We start from the raw sequence: 17,911 nt of genomic DNA, 5'->3' as shown, positions 1-17,911 counted from the left end.
TTTAATTATGTTTTTTCAATCAATTTATCAGATGATTACAGCAGGTACGGATCTGAATATCAATATCCGTAAAGTGGATAACAGCCTGAGTGTGGCAGTCATGCCAAGGCGGAACAGCCTGAAAGAGGATACGCGGCAAAACATGGTGCCACTGGTCGTAAACGGAACACCAGCAGAACTGGATATGGGCTTCCTGCAGACGATACTACAACCGATACAGAAGGTACAGGGACTGCTTGTCAATGCGGAAAATTTCGAGAAACAGGCAGAAAAGGCTACATCACAGGCCAAATCATCCAAAACTCCAACAGTATCGGCTGAATCAAAGGAAGCCAGGGAAAAACGTGAAAAGATGGAAAAGCTCCTCAAGAAGGCTGATGATGCAACTACCGCAAAAAGGTTCTCCGAAGCAATGACATGGCTGAAACAGGCACGGGTGCTGGCTTCTTCAGAAAAACAGAAGGAGATTGACGAAAAGATGCAGGAAGTACAGAAACAGGCCAGCGAAGGAAGTCTGTTCGGTATGACAGAGGAACCGGCGCCGGTAATTCCCCAACCACAAGGCAGCATGAACGGTCAGCCACAGCCCGGTATGCAAACAAGCATATTCCCGGAGCAACAAACCCATACTATAAATCCTAAACCTGTCATGCAGCCTGCTCCACAACAGATTCCACAGGAAATGCCTCAACCGGTATATGGAACGAACGGAGCATTTATCCAACCTACTCCAAACCGCCCCGTGATGCAAGGAACAGGTATGCCACAAGGAGCTACAATGCAGCCCTATCCGCAGCAGCAGGTACGGCAACCGACAAACGGACATATACCGAACGGAACGGTACAAGTACAGAACGGAAACGGACGGGAATACCAGACTGCACCGGCAGCCCATGATACATTCTGCTTCGATCCGGAAGACGAAAATGACAGGGAGCTTCTAAGAGAGGACCCGTATGCGGAATATCTGGATTTTCCGGCCGAGTACCGAATGAAGGACGAGGCACAGGTAGAAATGATATACTGCTGATATATAAAAATAAATGATTTGTAAAACCAATAAACTATAAACAATATGGCACTGGAAATTAAAGGAATGAAAAGACTCTTCAAAATGAAGAAGAACAGTCAGGAAATCGTATTGGACGATCCGAACGTAAACATGTCTCCGGCTGAAGTGATGGACTTCTATTCCATGAACTATCCGGAACTGACCACCGCGACCGTACACGGACCCGAAATCGAGGACGACCGGGCGGTATATGAATTCAAGACAACCATCGGAGTGAAAGGGTAAGGACATGAAAAAAGGACAACGTAAAGACAAGAAACCATGTACACAACTTACGGAACGGGCTTTGGAAAATTTAGCCAGACTCATCATATCGGAACTCGAAAATACGGACATAAGCCGGGGCATCAGGAACAGAAAGAAAAGAAGACTCCCTCCCGCAGAAAGCCTCATGGTTTTCTGAACACGAGAATACCTTCCATCGCTCCCGACCTGTATATGGAGAATGACAGGGATGTAACGGTAAATGTCACCACCAAAGAGAATCTTGATTTCCTGTACCGTTCAGCCATGAAGTATGCGCAGCTCCTGGATGTGGAGCTGCCATACCATCCTACAGGCAGGACTTCCATAAGAGAAAAAATATGCCTGCTATATAATGCGCTGGATTCCATAGTATCTCATCATGTAAATCTGGAACTTGTCGGTGAAAGGCTCCAGTTCTGTATCTATCATTTCCATGAATGGCCTGATTACACCCTGTTCCTGATACCGATAGATTTTACGGAAAGACTGAAAGGTGAAATTAAAAAGATTACATTGGAGTTCATCAGACGGTTCATCAAGTATCACAGGATGTTGGATATAACCAGTACCCCATATTACGATATGTCTGAAGTTTGTATTGAGTGTGTGGACTTTGAACAGCTTGATGAGGAAGAGAAAAAGGACCTTTACAGAAAGGACAAGCTCTTCAAGTCATACGGAAAAGGGAGAATCCATAGAAAACTGTGCCGGATGTACTCCAAGGCTTTTTGCCGGAATCTGGAAGAACATATCCGAAACTGTAATCCTTCCAGCAATAAGGAAAAAAGACTTTTGGAACTGATTACTGAAGGGATGTCCCTGATTGCAAAGGATAGTCCTCATATCTTGAATTATGACTATGATTATGCAAGTGAAAAGGAAAGGGATTTTGAACCGCCACCGCTCGAATATCAGATTCTGCTTACCTATTCCATTACGGATACGGTTACCAAAGACATGGAAAGCTGTTTCAGTACTGACTGTCAGGAAACATATAACCAGACTCCCGTATCATTTACCTTCATCACACCGGAAACTGAAAAACTGTTCAGACCAGAGAATTATCCGGAACGGTTCTCAAAATGGTTTGAGAAATTTGTAGAACATGTTACCTATAATTTATAAACATCATGAATGAACTGACCCAAAACATACAGAAAATGATGGTGCCGAAAGCTGCTATCATAGCCTACAAATATGAAGACAGAAGAAATTCTGACACCAGGTACTTCATAGAATTGCGTCCCATCGGGAAAAGCGGACAGATGGGGGCAGGTATCCCCGTCACATACGAATTCATGAATACCCTGCTGGAATCCTATACGGAGGAAATGAGCGGGATACCGGCAGGCAGAGTCCCCGAAAACATGCTGGCCTGCAATCCAAGAAAAGGACAGGAAGAATATATATGGTACAATCCGCCCGGAAAGAGACAGATGTTCTTTCACAAGGATCTCAATATACAGGACGGCACATTCAATCTACCGGGAATTGTCTACCATGTAAAAAACGGAAGCATGGACGTATTCGCCTTCAAGGGAAAACGTCCGGTGGAGACGACTCCGCTGTTCCGTGCCCCGTTCTTCAACGTGACCGGATCAAGTGTATGCCTTGGCAGCAGTTCTTTGGAAAAGCCACAGAACCCGACTTTCCTTTCCCTGCTGGAATACTGGGAAAAACGGTTCTGGCTGACTGAATTCTCCCATCTGGGAGGAAATGTGAATCCTACCGTTTCAAATCTTGTCATCGTTACCGAGAACATAAGAAACAATCCGTTCGACATGAACGAACTCAAGCCCATGAATAAAAAACTTAAAGACATACTTCCATGAAAAAGATACATTTTACCGACCGCTACCTGCTCAATCCGCGTCATCCGGTAACGGTATTCGTCATCGGAGCAGGAGGTACCGGCTCACAAGTGATAACCAATCTTGCACGCATGAGCATGGCACTTCAGGCATTAGGCCATCCCGGACTGCATGTCACCGTATTCGATCCCGACACAGTAAGCCAGGCCAATATAGGACGTCAGCTTTTCAGTGAGACGGAACTGGGACTGAACAAGGCCGTATCACTTGTCACACGCATCAACCGTTTCTTCGGATACGCATGGACTGCCGAACCGCAATGCTTCCCCACCAGGAACTTTTCTGACAATAGTACAGCCAATATCATCATAACCTGTACGGACAATATACGCTCACGTCTTACGCTTTGGAAGTTCCTGAAGAAAGTCCGCAAAGAAAACTTCAGTGACCATTCGGCTCCCATATACTGGATGGATTTCGGGAACAGCCAAACAAAAGGACAGGTCATCATCGGGACGGTACGTGAGAAAGTTCTCCAACCTTCTTCACAGGAATACATTCCCATGCCTAAAATGAATGTCATCACCGAGGAAGTGGACTATGCAAAAATCAAGAAAAATGAATCGGGGCCGAGCTGTTCACTGGCGGAAGCCCTGGAAAAACAGGATTTGTTCATTAACTCCACACTGGCACATATCGGATGTGATCTGCTCTGGAAAATGTTCAAGGAAGGAAAGACACTGTATCGCGGTGTCTATGTCAATCTGGATACACTGAAAATGACCGCAATTCCGGTATAATGACGGAAGTGACCGTATCATCTTTCCATCAGAATACGGTCACTTATTCTATTTGCTACTTATTATTTACTACGTTCTTACCACGTTGGAGCAGGAAACTCTGTATCTCTGAGGCGAGATAGAATGATTTCCCGTTCTTTTCCACCGAGTAATATTTAATCTTGCCCTCTTGCCTATAACGTGCCAAAGTTCTTTGTGACACACCAAGGAGTTCTGCCAGATCCACATTATCAAGCAGTTTATCCCCATTCATACATTCTTTCAGACGGTTCATTTGGTCCAATTTCTTTTCAATGCGGGCAAATCCCTCTACCATGGTTCCTATAAGTCTTTCGAGTATCTCATTATCTATGTATGACATAATTCCAATGTTATTAAGTGAATAAATCGATACTCCCGTTGTGCGCACTCAAGAGTATATACTCATAATAGTGAGAATAACATGCCAAACAGATAAAGAAGATCAAACCATTTTGTATACAGCTGTCAATCAGGTATATAATTAACATCCCGATTTTTTGTTGTAAACCGAAAGTGTAAACTATTTAAAACATGGCTATTATCAAGTTTACATTTCTATAATGACTACTTATTATACTTTAAAACTAATCTTTTAGGAGAGATTTACTAATAGCTTTATATACCCCTCCTACTCATTCAGCTTTAATATACTTTACAAAATAGGCTTTATATTTCATGTATCAAAGTATGAAATATAAAGCCTAACTTTTTACTGAAAACAGTTTAAGAATGGATTAGTAGTTAAATTTTCATCCTATTTCAATATATTTACCAGAATCAAATCCATTCTCTAAATGCTCGTTTTGGAAAATATATCCCATCTGATTGGACAGTAATTTAGTACCACCAATCTCTGAGTCAATATTTGTATGTGAATGTCCATATATCCATGCATCAATCCGGTTATCACAGATCAAGTTTCCATATTCACTTGCAAAGGCACTATTCAGTAAAGAACCTTTATGATAAGGTGCTACAACCTGAAAGGTAGGCAAATGATGTGTTACAACAATAATATGCCTTGCCTTACTTTCCATGATACTTTTCCGGATAAAACTGATACAAACTTCGTGCATCTCATTATACTCTTCTGTCTGGAGCAATTTCCCATTATATTTTATCTGTCGGAAATCGTTCATGCCTTTCCACACGAAATACTCATCGCTCGGATTGATTCGCGACCATAGCGTACTTAAAACAAAATCGGTATCGTCTATACTTACGACCTGATTTTGATAATATCCCACGTTTTTACGTAACATCCATTTCCATTGTAAGCCACGCTCCATTACATCCGAATAATTGTAATACTCATGGTTACCGGGAACAATCAAGACTTGCCTATAGTTCTCAGATGCCCATTTCCAAAACTTTGCCCGTGGGGCAATCTTATCCTTCAGATAGAATATATCACCGGCTAATACCAGAATCTCACCAGTTACTGGTATCTCATTCTGTTTCAGAAACATGCTATTCTCCGGAAATTCTAGGTGCAGATCACTCATGTATTGTATTCTCATCTTATTGTTCTCCTTTCCTTGATTGTTCAATCTGTTTCCCGATGATTGCCTTCACCTGCGCAAATGAGACCGGAGTGAAATCGTTGTTGTCCACTCCGACATCATATTGTGTAGGAAGAAGCATACTCAGCCGAGGTGCATCCTTTCCGGTATTGTTCCTACTGGTATGCACGTGTCCGAAAAGCTGCCAGGTGCCATTGTATGAGCCGCCATAGCAAAGGAACGGACAATGATTCAGATAAATCTTCTGTTTATCGACCTCGATATACATCTGCATTGCTATATGCTCGAAGTATCTCGTGTAATTCTGCCTCAGGTTCTTGATGTCGTGGTTGCCGGAAATAAGGTATATTTTCCCGTTTAGCCTGTTCAGTACATTTATCCATTCGGCAGAACCTCCCAGACAGAAATCGCCCAAGTGAAACACGATATCCTCCGGGCCGACCACGCGGTTCCAGTTGGAAATCATCGTTTCATTCATGTGCGATACATCCTTGAAAGGCCTATTGCAGAACCTGATGATATTGGTGTGGTTGAAGTGAGTGTCGGATGTAAAGAACACCCTGTTTCCGTCAAATTTATAATTCATAATCTTTTTATTCATGCGCATCACTGCGCGGTTAATAATACGTTATAATTCTGCCTGTGGACGGAATTGACGAGAAGAGCGCATCGTGCGAACGTCACCAGCAGGCACATAATAAAAACCGTCGAAAAGTTTGGTAAGGACTTTCCGACGGTTTTCATTTATCATTTCAACGGGATACCAGCCTCATCGTATCCCCAATCGTTTATCAAACGTTAGTCGGAAAATGTCTCCAAAAGTATAGAATGCTCCAATGCCCAAAGTATGGACATGCACCATTCTCTCAAAGCATTTTATGCCTCGATCTGATACGGTGTTCCAATTGTTCATTCTTCTTTGCAGCATTGTAAACTTTATATTTTTATTCAATTGACGGCGCAAAATTACGTATTTTCTTGAGAAACAGCAATTTTTTTAGAGAAAAGCCTATATGAAGCAAATAACAGGGTCCACAATGCATACACATATACCTTTTGTACGCTTAGCCGTGTACTGTGAGAACTTATAGCATCTCCACTTAGTACTAATTTCAGGATACAATGCAACCTTGATAATTAAGGTTGTCTTTTCACACGGTAATATCTGGTCAAAGTAACTTTATTTTACCTACATATTAACATACATTAAATAAAGTAAGACTAAATAAAATAAAGGGGAAAATTGATTTTATCTTCCTCCTTGTTCAGTAAAACGATATATATGGATTTTATAACATTATATGTGGCAATATTTTGTAAAATTATAATGTATTATTCGTATATTTGTTATTAATTGGAGTTGCTTGCATAGCTTTAATTAGCTTAAAACAAGTATATTTCATGATATATTATGCAAATATTGAATAAACTGTTATCATTCAATTGTTTGTCCTAATAAAGAAAATATAAGTCTACTGATTAATAATATATAATGATATGGCCGATAAAAGAAAAATCGTTATAGATTTAAATAATAGTCTATATGCTCATGGTTTCGAAAGTGAACAACAGATACACAAAGAGGATTTGGATAAGACAATAAGCATTATCCGTAATCAACTGCAACAGACTGATATGCAAGAAGATCAGAATGTTTTCTTGACCCATCTATATCGTACAATCGGAATTTTTGGTGACAGAGGCTCGGGTAAGACGTCTTTTATGATAAGTCTTCTAAACCAATGTAAGAATGAACTTAAAGATGATGTGGAAGTGTTGAGGATGATTGATCCTACGTTAGTGGAACATAAGAAGCCTATTATTCTTTGTGTCATTTCTATGATACAGCAGAAAGTGGAAGCAGTCCTACGTTTAAAAGAATGTTCAACCACAGATACATACGAACTAAAAAGAGCATGGGACAAGGTTATGACCCAGATCTCAAGGGGAATATTCGCTATTGACAATGTTGGTAATGACTATAATAATTCATTATGGCAGGATGAAGCATACGTAATGCATACGGGATTGACTAAAGTAAACGATGCGAATGAGTTTGAGGCTAATTTGAGAAAAATGACAAGAATGGCATTGAATATTCTTGACAAGAAAGCATTCATTTTGGCATTTGATGATATTGATGTAGATGTAGAACAGGGATGGAATGTGCTTGAAGCATTGAGGAGATATCTATCAGACACTCGGATTATCTCTATTGTTAGCGGCAACATCAAGCTTTATGGTTCATTGGTACGGTATGAATTATGCAAGAATTTGAAAATGCCTGATGGTACTCACCGTGAACTAATGGCCAATGAATTGGAAAGTCAATATATGCTAAAACTACTAAATCCCTCCAACAGAATAAATCTGCTTTCTTTGGGTCAACTTCTACAAAATTCCGAAATCACTGTAAACGTAAAGACGGAAAAGGTTGTTACTGAACTGAGTCAGCAATACCTGAATATTCTGAATGATTTAGGAATTATTGACATGCCTTCTAAAAATACATTCAAAGATTTTCTGTTATCTATGTCCTTGCGTTCGCAGATTCATTTTCTAAAAGATGCTTGTATGGAAAAGAAAAAAAATCCACCATTAGATGTATTCAGATCCAGACTCTATGCTCATGGCATTGATATCGAAGCATTGAATACGAACATACAAATGGTGAATATCGCACTATTAGAGTATTTGAATGAAAATGCAAATCTACCGGATTGTTATTTGTTGCTGCCTACATTACCGGATAAAGATATTAATAGTAATTTCACGGCTATAACCTTGCTAGAGTGTTGGTATTTGAGAAAAAATCCATTCCTTATATTTGACTATATGTTGCGAATTGGATACATCAGAAATGTCGTTTTACCTTTTGAAAGTAACGACTTAGCGATAAAAATTTGCAAATATTCAGGTTGGAATCAGTTGATGTCATTGAAAAACAACATAGGCTTGACTATGGCATACGTGGCAGGTAATGGATTGGGAAGCATGAAAGAACATATATCCTTGTTTGCTATGGGAGAAAAAGCAAAAAAAGCAAAAGAAACGCAGATGAATGCTTTAGATAATGTGCTAAAGAAAGAAGAACGCCCTCTTGTCAGATTGATGGCCATGTTTCCCTTCATACGTATCACGCAAAGCAAAAACAATGAGAGCAAAAGCTATTATTCATTAGCGGCTCTGCTGGCTGTGGTTGGTGATATACTAAGATGCATAGATAAAGATGAAATGATAGGATGTATCAATGATCTAAAACTATTCCGTAGTTATCAAATGCCACAAGATGAGATTTACTACGGACTAGATGAAATAATAGATGGTAATAATTTCGGTGTAGAAACCAATCAAGACGGGATTTTTCAGTTAGCAGAATTGATGTATAAATGGAAAGAAGCCTATCATGATTACATGCTTCCTCCATACGCATTAGGTAGAATCATTACACGTCTATACACCTCTTTATCAAATGTTATAATCAGCTCAGTCGGTCAGATGATGAATATCATGGTGGCAAACTTTTTTAATGCTTGTTTGATTGAGGAATCAAGAGTAAAGAACTCCGCTCAAGAACAAGGTGAAATTAATAATAGCAATTTGAGAACAGACACAAGATATTTTAAGGACAATTTAGGGAAGACAGATATTATGAACAAATTAACCTTTACTAAATGGATGATATCTTGTCCTATGATGAATTGTTTCCTTGATAAAGAGACTTATGACAAATTACAAGAATTTATAATTGATGAACTCAAAACAACTGCCAGAGAGTCATATTCTGTTTATGAATTATTATGCTGCATAAATACTAAAGACGATATTGACGAAAAACCGTCATTTTCAGGTGAAAAGAAGGAAGGATGGATAAAAACAGTAAAGATTCTGTTGGATAATGAAATAAATGACAATATTATACAGGAAAAGATTATTAATGAAGGGGATATTAACAAAGCCATCGATTTTATTAATTCTACAGATCTTTTCAGCAACGTATATAAAAGTTCCGTAGAGTCGTTCAAAGAAAACTATCAACGCAAAATAGAAGCAACAGAAGCTATGGCTCCAGGTATTGAAAATGAGCAGAATAACGTATGATATGAAAAGTAATTCTTATCTCCGGTATCTGTTGTCAGACAACAGTTCACTGAAAAAATACTATAAAAAACAGACTACAGTTAGTCTGAAGGATGTAAAACGTTCTATACTGTTGAAGGTACGAGAACGTGGATATTCTGTTCCAGATCACTACTATCGTTTGGGAACAGAATTTTCGTTTTTGGATATTGATGAATTGAGCGAACTATTCACGATAGGGCTTCCTAAACTAGCTGACGAGTATCTTGAGATAAGAGAAAGACAGATATTTGTTAAAGGAGAACAAATGAACGAATGGCAGTTACTTTTACCACAAATTCCTCCATTGTTATTAGTAACGATGAAAATTTGGAAAGAATCAGAACCCATTGATGATGATGCTATAAACTTTGCGTATCGCTATTTATTACCCTCTGTTAAGAATACGGCAATACCTTCTGCATATCTTCCAGAAATGGAAACGTTGAGAAAAGAAAATCACGGTTTTGATGATTTGCATATCCATCTGAATGGTGCTGTAGAAACAGATTTGGCATGGCATGACTTTTTACGCTATCCTGAAGTAGTATATCAAGATATAAATAAGGCTTATCGCAATGACAAGGTGAAAGAACAAATTGAACAATTGACAGATATATCCACCCCGATTGAATTCTATCATCTTTTTAATATAGCAGGTAGGATTAGAGAATGGCTATTCCAAAAGGTAACAAATGGAAAGGATATTTTTAATTCTGAATCTTTTGACAATCTTCTATCTAAACTTGTTGGAATGAGAGATACCTATAAAGAACATCCCATAAAATCAATTTTAGGGAATAATGCTTCTCCATTGATACTAGAAGGACTACTCTATATAAAGATCTTAGATTACCTAGCCATGCACTCACACGATAAGGCTGTTGCCGGATTGTTTCATTACTATTTACTCATATTAGGTGTTTGTAACAAGTTATTGGTACAGCAAACTGATGCGTTTGGTTTTGAGCAATTCCAAAAATACACCTCTAACAATTTCAGAGAATTCAGTGAACAGACTTATCCTCAACGCTTTCTGCAACTAGCAGGAAATGATTTGCAAAACGTCCGTCATATTGAAGGCCGATTCTCTCCTAAGACTACTATAAATGATAATATCGCTATTATTAATAAAATAGTAGAAGGTCATAATCGTTTAAGGCAAAGTCAAAATACTGTTGGAATCTCCCATACTACTTCATTATCGTTAATTGCACATTTTATAAAAAAAAGTGAACAATCTAAAGGTAATATTAGATTTTCAGAATTACGCAAAGATCTTGACAAGCGAACTGAAGCACTAATCGCTCTGATGAATACAAATAGTTCTTACACGAAATTTGTAACAGGTGCTGATGCAGCTGCCAGTGAGTTTGATACTCCTCCAGAAGTATTTGCGCCATCATTCCGCAGGCTAAGAAAAAATGGTATACGACATTTTACTTATCATGCAGGAGAAGATTTCTTTCACATATTGAGTGGACTAAGGGCTATATACGAGGCCATAGAATTTCTAGGGTTACAGGCTGGGGACAGAATAGGTCATGCGACAGCAGCCGGAGTAGATGTGAGAGTCTGGAAACAAAATATAGGCGACCGTATATGGATGCATATTGAAGATTATTTGGATGATCTTGTTTTTGCTTATCATCTGATTGCTGTAATGAAAGAAAATGACTTACTACCTTTACTTCCCAAGATAGCCCTACGAATTGAAGAATTGTCGTCTAAGATTTATCCAAGCAAATACAGTGTAAGTGAATTAATAGCAGCTTGGAGTTTAAGAAAGGAAAACCCAATATTATTAAACTGTGAGAATCCAAGTTCTTCCGAACAAATTTGTCTCTATTATCATTCAGAAGAAGGACGAAAAAAGGGAAAAGAAATATGTATTGTTGATGCTTACGAGATTTTTGGAGAAAAAGAACTAGACTGTTTGCAAAAAATCATATTAAAAATGATGCATCAAAAACAAATTGTCATTGAGACATTGCCGACAAGCAATGTCATCATAGGTCATCATCATGATTTCTCCACTTATCATCTTTATAATTGGTATAAGTGGAGCAAAGAAGGAATAATGATACCATCAATAGTTGTAGGTACTGATGATGCTGGTATCTTTGCTACTAATATCTATAATGAATATTGCCACATTTACTGTATGCTTGTTTTTAATAAGGGGTTAAGCCCATATGAGGCAATGGAATATATTGAGCGTTTAGTTCATAATGCGAAAGTCTATGTATTTAGATGAGAACACAAGACACTGTCCAAAAGACACTGTCCAAAATTTTGTACAAATGGAAATAGAATTCAGTTATAAGTTCTTCTCTTACATCTGGATTCTATTTTCAACTTAATTTAAACCATCAGTTCTGAAAAAGCATATCATTTTTCATCTTTCATAAGTAATAAAAAATAGTATTCACAAATCTGATTTTTCTTCTACATGTTAATTTGTGGCATTTAACACAAAATATTTTAACATCCATTTAGAACACATTAATTGCGATATAATTCAATTGACATTTTATTTATTGTTATTTTTAATTTTGCGGAAGCGGTTCACAAGATGTTTTATTAACGACACGATCCCTCATAAGTTTCATATCAGTAAAACTTCTTGACACGTTTTGAATAATGTCCAAATAATTATCGGAACCATCTTCTTTTTGGTAATAATAAGGTTTTATTGATACACAATTTTTATGTTCAAACAAAGTGTTAAGTAAAGTCCGATCTGAGTTTCCACAAGAATGTCCCATAACTAATATTTGAAATGGGGAAGATTCTATAAATGATAACATTTTACGATATTTATTAGATTCCAAGTACTTTATAGATTTAATATTTTGTAAACACTTATTATCATTCAATTTTACAATTTCATTATAATAATCTTCCAATTCATCACCATAACCAAATATGACACTTTCAGTGCTATCAAGAGCACCATGAATCTGATTGTGAAAGAAACCCATATTAGAAGTTAAATAAAATTTAGATGTTGGAGTATAATTAAAGTCCAACAACATTATATTGTCTGGTAATAATATTTCTTTAGGGTATTGACCTCTTAAAATAAATTCCAGGATTTCCCCATTAAAAGAATCTTCAGAGAACTTATTGCAAAATTCAATATTATCCTTGATTAATAAATCATTTTTCAGGAGATTGTATTGTGAAAAACGATATCCCCACTCCTTCTCTCCCTTATTAATCCACGATTTAAAATGATCAACAAGATGTATCATTCCTTTTATAGAAATATCATCAGGATTAAAAGGTGCATATATTATTTCTTTTATTTTATAATTGATTATTGCCTCATCTATGTTTAAACTACTAAGATATTCTATAAGTTTTATTTTTAAGAAATTCATCTGTCTATTCAACTCAGAACAAGTACATTCATTGTTTTCTGGATATAAAGCACATGATTTTAATATCTCATAATATTCAACTTCAATATCTACCCATCCCTTAGACTCAATAGATTTACATATACGCTGAAAAAGAATACTATGACAATGAAACTCACAAACCTGTTCATCATTACAAACCAAATCTACGATATCTCGCAGAGAGAGAGATTTCGTAATAATTTGATAATGCCATGCCCAAACTAAATACCAACCAGCAAGTCCTACTTCATCCTTAAGTCTAAAAGAACAAAGGCCATCCTCTTCTTCTTTTTTCGAACTGCTAAGTAAACGAAGTCCCCATTGCTCCCAATACCAATTTATAAAATCCTCGTATTTGGTAGAAAGCCCATGGGCTAAATCAAAACCATTTCCTATAAGTATAATCCTATTCATTATATTCCTTGTAATAGCTTTTATAAGACATCCAAAAACATGGGCAAAATATATACCACCCTATTATTTTTCTAATTTAAATTGGGCCTCTTTCTCTTTAATAAGCAATAAAGATATATCAAACAAGACCTTTATAGTATTATTCAATTCAAGAGAAAAATCTTTAATCGAAGTGGTCATCTTATCAACATCATCATAGTATGAAATAATTTTTCTATCTAATCGTTCCAGTTCAATGTTTACTTCCTGAATCTCTTGCTGAAGTGACTTTCTTTTTTCTACGTCTGGCGTTTGTTTACTTAAATCCAATAAGATATTTTTTCGATGCATATTATTCTCTTTTATTTGAATATCATATCTATTTTGATTAATACGTTCTATAAAAGAGAGTTTTTGATCTAATAAATCAGATAGTCCCATACGTGCTTTAATCCAGCATTCTTCATAAGTCTTTTCTAAATTTGTTTTCTGGCGTTGTACATCTACTTCAAATACATATCTATACTGTAAATCTGTTGTATAAATTCGACCTTTCATTTGACATATAGCCGATTTGGATAATGATAAATTCTGATGATCAATACCAACAGTAATTCCCATAACATCTACTATATTAAGTAAAGCCAAATTATTTTTAAGACAGTTATTATACTCATCCAACTTTTTAATATTTTGTTGACGAATTAACAGCTTTTCCTGTTGCAGAATAGCTTTCTCATTATTTCTATTACTATAAATAATAGCAAGATAACCTACTACAACAGCAAAAATTCCACTACTATAACTTCCCCAAAAATTTAACCACGAGTCATTTGAAAGATTTGTTTTGATAATATTACCATATGTCAACAACATATTAATAATAAATGCAATAGTAATTCCACTAACTATGATTCCCCAAACAGCATATAAATCTTTTTTTTTCATCAATCCATATTTATTACAACGATTCACTAACTTTTTTAATCGCCTTATAAATCTCACTATAAGAATCTCTACCTTTATATTTTTCGGCTAGTTCACATGCCCTATCCATTTTTGAATCAGCAAGCATTTCTTTAACCCATTTATCCTTCTCAAGGTATTTTCGAGTTTTATCGTATGTTGGCAAATATTGCTTTAATGCTCTTTCTGTAGCTGCTGAATCTTGAAAATGTCGACACGTATCTTCAAAATGTAGTAAAAACCAATATTCTATTGACTGTAAGCTATCACAGAGAATCACATTGGGATTATTTTCATATTTCTTTTTGAGCGACACCATTTTTTTATTTTCCGCATCAGAACGCCTGCTAACATCTGCATCAAAAACACATATTACAAAGACATCTTCATCTAGAAGTTCCTTTATCTTCTTATCTATTTTCTCAATACTATTGTTTTCAAATAAACGAGGAGAAATAGAATATCTATAACCAAGTATTTTTTTCAAATGACTGAAATAGAATAATTCAGTCAAACCCTCACCAACGATATGAATAACCTGTCTGGTCGCTGTATTTTTTCTTGCTTTTCTCATAAAAGTACATGATTATAGATTAGGAACTGCACCGAATTTACCAAATTTATATGCCTTTTGGAGAGAACTAATCCTATTCAATCCTTTGAAATCTGTTAGAGGATACAGCACACTTGATCCGTCCGGATTCTTTTCAGTAAACCAGACATTATCTTTCCTAAGCAAATCTTCTTCTCCTAATAGTCCATCATAATGTGTAGTGAGCAACAACTGGGCTTGCTCTGATTCTTTTAGAAAACGTTCAATGATGTATTCTATCAATTTCGGATGAAGAGAGGATTCAATCTCGTCAACTGCAAGAAAAGCATCTCTTTCAAGAATCTTTTGCACTTGAGCGGCCAAGCCAAACGTACGGATAGTACCGTCCGATTCAAACAGTTCCGGGAACTCATAATAATCATTGTTACCATCATTAGATGAAACTTTATGCTGATACATAGTATAATTAATCGAACCCTTATGTGTTTCCTGTTCTTTGGAAGTAATATTTGAAATATTGAAATCAGCTTCCTGTAGATATCTCAAAATATAATCTTTTGCAGACTCATTCTTGATTGATTCTTCGGCATAACGACTTAAAGATGATGCAGGCACAATTGCCGGCATAACCTGATTGGTTAGATACTGAAGAACTGCCTCTAATTCTACAATATGTGTATTTACCTGCATATAAGCAGCAAAAACCGACATATTATGTAAACACTTCAATGTTATTTCCTCTTTGACAGATTGCGACATTTTGATCTTCTGTCCAAATTTAATAACTGATACGTTATTCTCTGTATTTCTTTCAAATATAGTAGCAGGCTGTTGACTTGGATAATAGATCAGACTTTCCTTTGCTACGTGCCACCTGTCTAAAGCTACAGAATAGACATAACGAACTGCTTTTTCCTCATTCTTCAAGTAGAACGAAATCGAATATTCAGATAACTGCCTCGAACTTGTTTTATTCAGGAGAAACGGGACTATTTGAATTTGTTCTGCCTTATTAAGTGGGGTATAAGTAATGAATGACTTGATAAAATCACAAACTTTAATAATATTACTCTTACCCGAAGCATTTGCTCCATAAATGACAGCCACTTTCAATAGTCTCACATCACCCCCCAATTCGACAACATGATATGACTCCATATCCTTACTTCTATCAGCTTCAAAACTTAATATAGCCTCGTCTCTGAATGAGAACATATTCTTAAATCTAATTTCTGCTATCATATAATCTGTTTTTCCACAAATATATAACTAAATATCTATATTTGCAAATTAGATTTCAATATTTACATCATTCATGCAAAAATCAAAAACTGATACTCTTATATCAATTTATTGCACCCGTAGTCAATATAATCATTAAATCAAAACATCAGCCCATCCATTAATATAAAAAATCGATACAAATCAACATCAGTCTTCATATTATCTTACTTCACAAAGATTTAAATACAACCCCAAAATACTTATTCTATTTGCATGATATTGCACGCCATTGATAAAAATGGCATATCACTAAAAAAAGGATAAAAAACACCTCGTTCTTGTAACTTATTTGCTGGAAAACTTTGAAATTCAACAAAATACAATTATCTTTGTCTTACAAAAAGAATGTGACAATATATAACTCATTGATAATCAATGTGTTACAATGACTAAAAATGACAAAAAATTAGACTTCTGTACCTTTTAGAGCTCCAAATATTTGATAATCAGAAACTTGCAATTACTGCATCGGAAAATAAGAATCTGTTTCACCTTTATTACGATATAAAAGCTACTGGTTTTCAGTAGCTTTTTTGTTTCTAGCAATTCTTTTCAAATTCCTTCTTTCCCTCTTTTATGTAGACTTAAAAACATCTAAGCATAAATGAGTATGTATGCTTAAGCTTTCAATGTTTCCCATACGGAAAACGTATGTTTCCGCCTTGAGAAACGTATGTTTTCCGCTCGTGAAACATACGGCTCTCGTATGAAAGACATAAAAAACATTTCATCATGTGATAAACAACTCTATTTAGTATCAAATAACAACGAATCAGCATAAATAGGTTAAAAATTTGAGTATCAGGAAAAACCCAATTTATCTCCTTCAAATATTCCAGCTGATACAATGTAAGGCACCACCTTCCTCTGCTACTCCTGCCATCTCTATTTGATAAATCTCGCAATCAGGGAATGCTTTATGTATATATTGCCAAGCAATAACATCCTCTTTAATATTGAATATTGGCATGATAATCTTGTTTCCGACTTGCAGGAAATTGATGTAAGCCCAATTTAAATCAGTCCGTGGCGAACCCACCTTGTCCGCAAATCGCATCTCTGTGACTTCAAAGCCATATTCTTCAAGAATGTGCCGGATGGCAGCAGCTTCTTCCGGGTACTGATCTACATGATTGCCCATCAGGATACGGTTGCCACCACACCATTTGATAAAACCATCAGAATGACCGTATTTATCTGTATCACGAACATTAAAGTCATCGTGCATTTCCCAAGGAATAATGATTACAGGATGCCCAAGTTCAGACTCTAATTCCGCTTTGAACACTGCATCCTCTTTTTCTTTGCCATTCTTGGTGAATACCTTATCCGTCATCACAATATAAGGACCACATGGAACCATATTGCCACCATCGATTATCAGATTTGTTGAACGACAGCTTATCCCCATACCATGCAATACGTTAGTACATTCGGTTCTTGTTTCAGCATCCTCTGGATTATTGCTCTTCATCAGATAATCAGGATAATATTGATACTTCAAGAATTCGTTCTCATTCAACTGAATAGGCATAAGTCACGTGCCCAATAATCTTTGGTGCATTTCAACTCTATGGGCTCTATGCCACATCCCTTTAGAAGATTAGTCAGACGCTGATAAAATTCTGGATGTCCTTCCTTCTTATCCTTCAGCCAAGGTGACAAATAGACTTCATTTGTTTCACTATCATGTAGTAACTGGCCACACCGCAAATA

General features: G+C 36.4%; 15 protein-coding genes. 7 read left to right on the top strand and 8 right to left on the bottom strand.

From position 1 onward, the window contains the following. Positions 1-7 precede the first annotated feature (7 nt). Genes OIM59_RS06510 through OIM59_RS06490 form a run of 5 tightly spaced genes read left to right on the top strand, consistent with a single transcriptional unit; the run spans position 8 to position 3,929 of the window. On the top strand, positions 8-1,030 hold the full coding sequence (locus OIM59_RS06510) for a PRTRC system protein E (RefSeq protein WP_303895782.1): 1,023 nt from the start codon (positions 8-10) through the stop codon (positions 1,028-1,030). Positions 1,031-1,075: 45 nt separating this feature from the next. Continuing rightward, the gene (locus tag OIM59_RS06505; protein ID WP_120381628.1) at positions 1,076-1,297 is read left to right on the top strand and encodes a PRTRC system protein C; all 222 of its coding nucleotides are present in this window, start codon (positions 1,076-1,078) and stop codon (positions 1,295-1,297) included. Between the two features lie 36 nt (positions 1,298-1,333). Then, complete coding sequence (locus tag OIM59_RS06500) at positions 1,334-2,443, top strand: peptidase (RefSeq protein WP_303895780.1); 1,110 nt, start codon at positions 1,334-1,336, stop codon at positions 2,441-2,443. A 5-nt stretch (positions 2,444-2,448) separates the two neighbouring features. Continuing rightward, a complete protein-coding gene (locus OIM59_RS06495; RefSeq protein WP_303895778.1) occupies positions 2,449-3,150 on the top strand; it encodes a PRTRC system protein B in 702 nt (233 codons plus the stop codon). After that, on the top strand, positions 3,147-3,929 hold the full coding sequence (locus OIM59_RS06490) for a PRTRC system ThiF family protein (RefSeq protein ID WP_303895776.1): 783 nt from the start codon (positions 3,147-3,149) through the stop codon (positions 3,927-3,929). The genes OIM59_RS06495 and OIM59_RS06490 overlap by 4 nt, the downstream gene beginning before the upstream one ends. Positions 3,930-3,984: 55 nt before the next feature. Here OIM59_RS06490 and OIM59_RS06485 read toward each other — a convergent pair whose 3' ends face one another. The 3 genes from OIM59_RS06485 to OIM59_RS06475 all read right to left on the bottom strand — a co-directional run bounded on the left by OIM59_RS06485 (position 3,985) and on the right by OIM59_RS06475 (position 6,059). Continuing rightward, entirely contained in the window at positions 3,985-4,290 is a 306-nt protein-coding gene (locus OIM59_RS06485) for a helix-turn-helix domain-containing protein (RefSeq protein ID WP_004326370.1), read from the bottom strand. Between the two features lie 409 nt (positions 4,291-4,699). Then, a complete protein-coding gene (locus OIM59_RS06480; RefSeq protein ID WP_303895774.1) occupies positions 4,700-5,470 on the bottom strand; it encodes a metallophosphoesterase in 771 nt (256 codons plus the stop codon). A 1-nt stretch (position 5,471) separates the two neighbouring features. Beyond that, on the bottom strand, positions 5,472-6,059 hold the full coding sequence (locus OIM59_RS06475; RefSeq protein WP_204482260.1) for a metallophosphoesterase: 588 nt from the start codon (positions 6,057-6,059) through the stop codon (positions 5,472-5,474). Positions 6,060-6,970: 911 nt separating this feature from the next. Between OIM59_RS06475 and OIM59_RS06470 the strand changes: the two genes are divergently transcribed. Together OIM59_RS06470 and OIM59_RS06465 are read left to right on the top strand one after the other, a co-directional pair. Beyond that, complete coding sequence (locus OIM59_RS06470; RefSeq protein ID WP_303895773.1) at positions 6,971-9,574, top strand: hypothetical protein; 2,604 nt, start codon at positions 6,971-6,973, stop codon at positions 9,572-9,574. A gap of 1 nt (position 9,575) precedes the next feature. Further along, positions 9,576-11,849, top strand: coding sequence for a hypothetical protein (locus tag OIM59_RS06465; protein ID WP_303895772.1), 2,274 nt, complete (start codon positions 9,576-9,578; stop codon positions 11,847-11,849). Between the two features lie 292 nt (positions 11,850-12,141). Here the strand turns inward: OIM59_RS06465 and OIM59_RS06460 are convergent, their stop codons facing one another. The 5 genes from OIM59_RS06460 to OIM59_RS06440 form a co-directional block, all read right to left on the bottom strand. Further along, positions 12,142-13,413: an AbiH family protein gene (locus OIM59_RS06460; RefSeq protein WP_303895771.1), complete on the bottom strand. Its 1,272-nt coding sequence runs from the start codon at positions 13,411-13,413 to the stop codon at positions 12,142-12,144. 63 nt (positions 13,414-13,476) lie between these two features. Continuing rightward, positions 13,477-14,340: a hypothetical protein gene (locus tag OIM59_RS06455; protein ID WP_303895770.1), complete on the bottom strand. Its 864-nt coding sequence runs from the start codon at positions 14,338-14,340 to the stop codon at positions 13,477-13,479. Positions 14,341-14,353: 13 nt separating this feature from the next. Then, positions 14,354-14,932 carry an RloB family protein gene (locus OIM59_RS06450; RefSeq protein WP_117678346.1) on the bottom strand — a complete coding sequence of 193 codons (579 nt, stop codon included), beginning with the start codon at positions 14,930-14,932 and terminating at the stop codon, positions 14,354-14,356. Between the two features lie 12 nt (positions 14,933-14,944). Further along, positions 14,945-16,153, bottom strand: coding sequence for an ATP/GTP-binding protein (locus OIM59_RS06445; RefSeq protein ID WP_303895769.1), 1,209 nt, complete (start codon positions 16,151-16,153; stop codon positions 14,945-14,947). Positions 16,154-17,021: 868 nt separating this feature from the next. Beyond that, positions 17,022-17,669: an agmatine deiminase family protein gene (locus OIM59_RS06440; protein WP_303895768.1), complete on the bottom strand. Its 648-nt coding sequence runs from the start codon at positions 17,667-17,669 to the stop codon at positions 17,022-17,024. Between the last annotated feature and the right edge of the window lie 242 nt (positions 17,670-17,911).

Origin of the sequence: Bacteroides mediterraneensis, from assembly GCF_025993685.1 — a bacterium.
GTDB classification, from domain to species: domain Bacteria; phylum Bacteroidota; class Bacteroidia; order Bacteroidales; family Bacteroidaceae; genus Phocaeicola; species Phocaeicola mediterraneensis_A.
The sequence above is the reverse complement of the archived record's forward strand: the minus strand, read 5'-3'. Positions and strand labels throughout refer to the sequence as shown.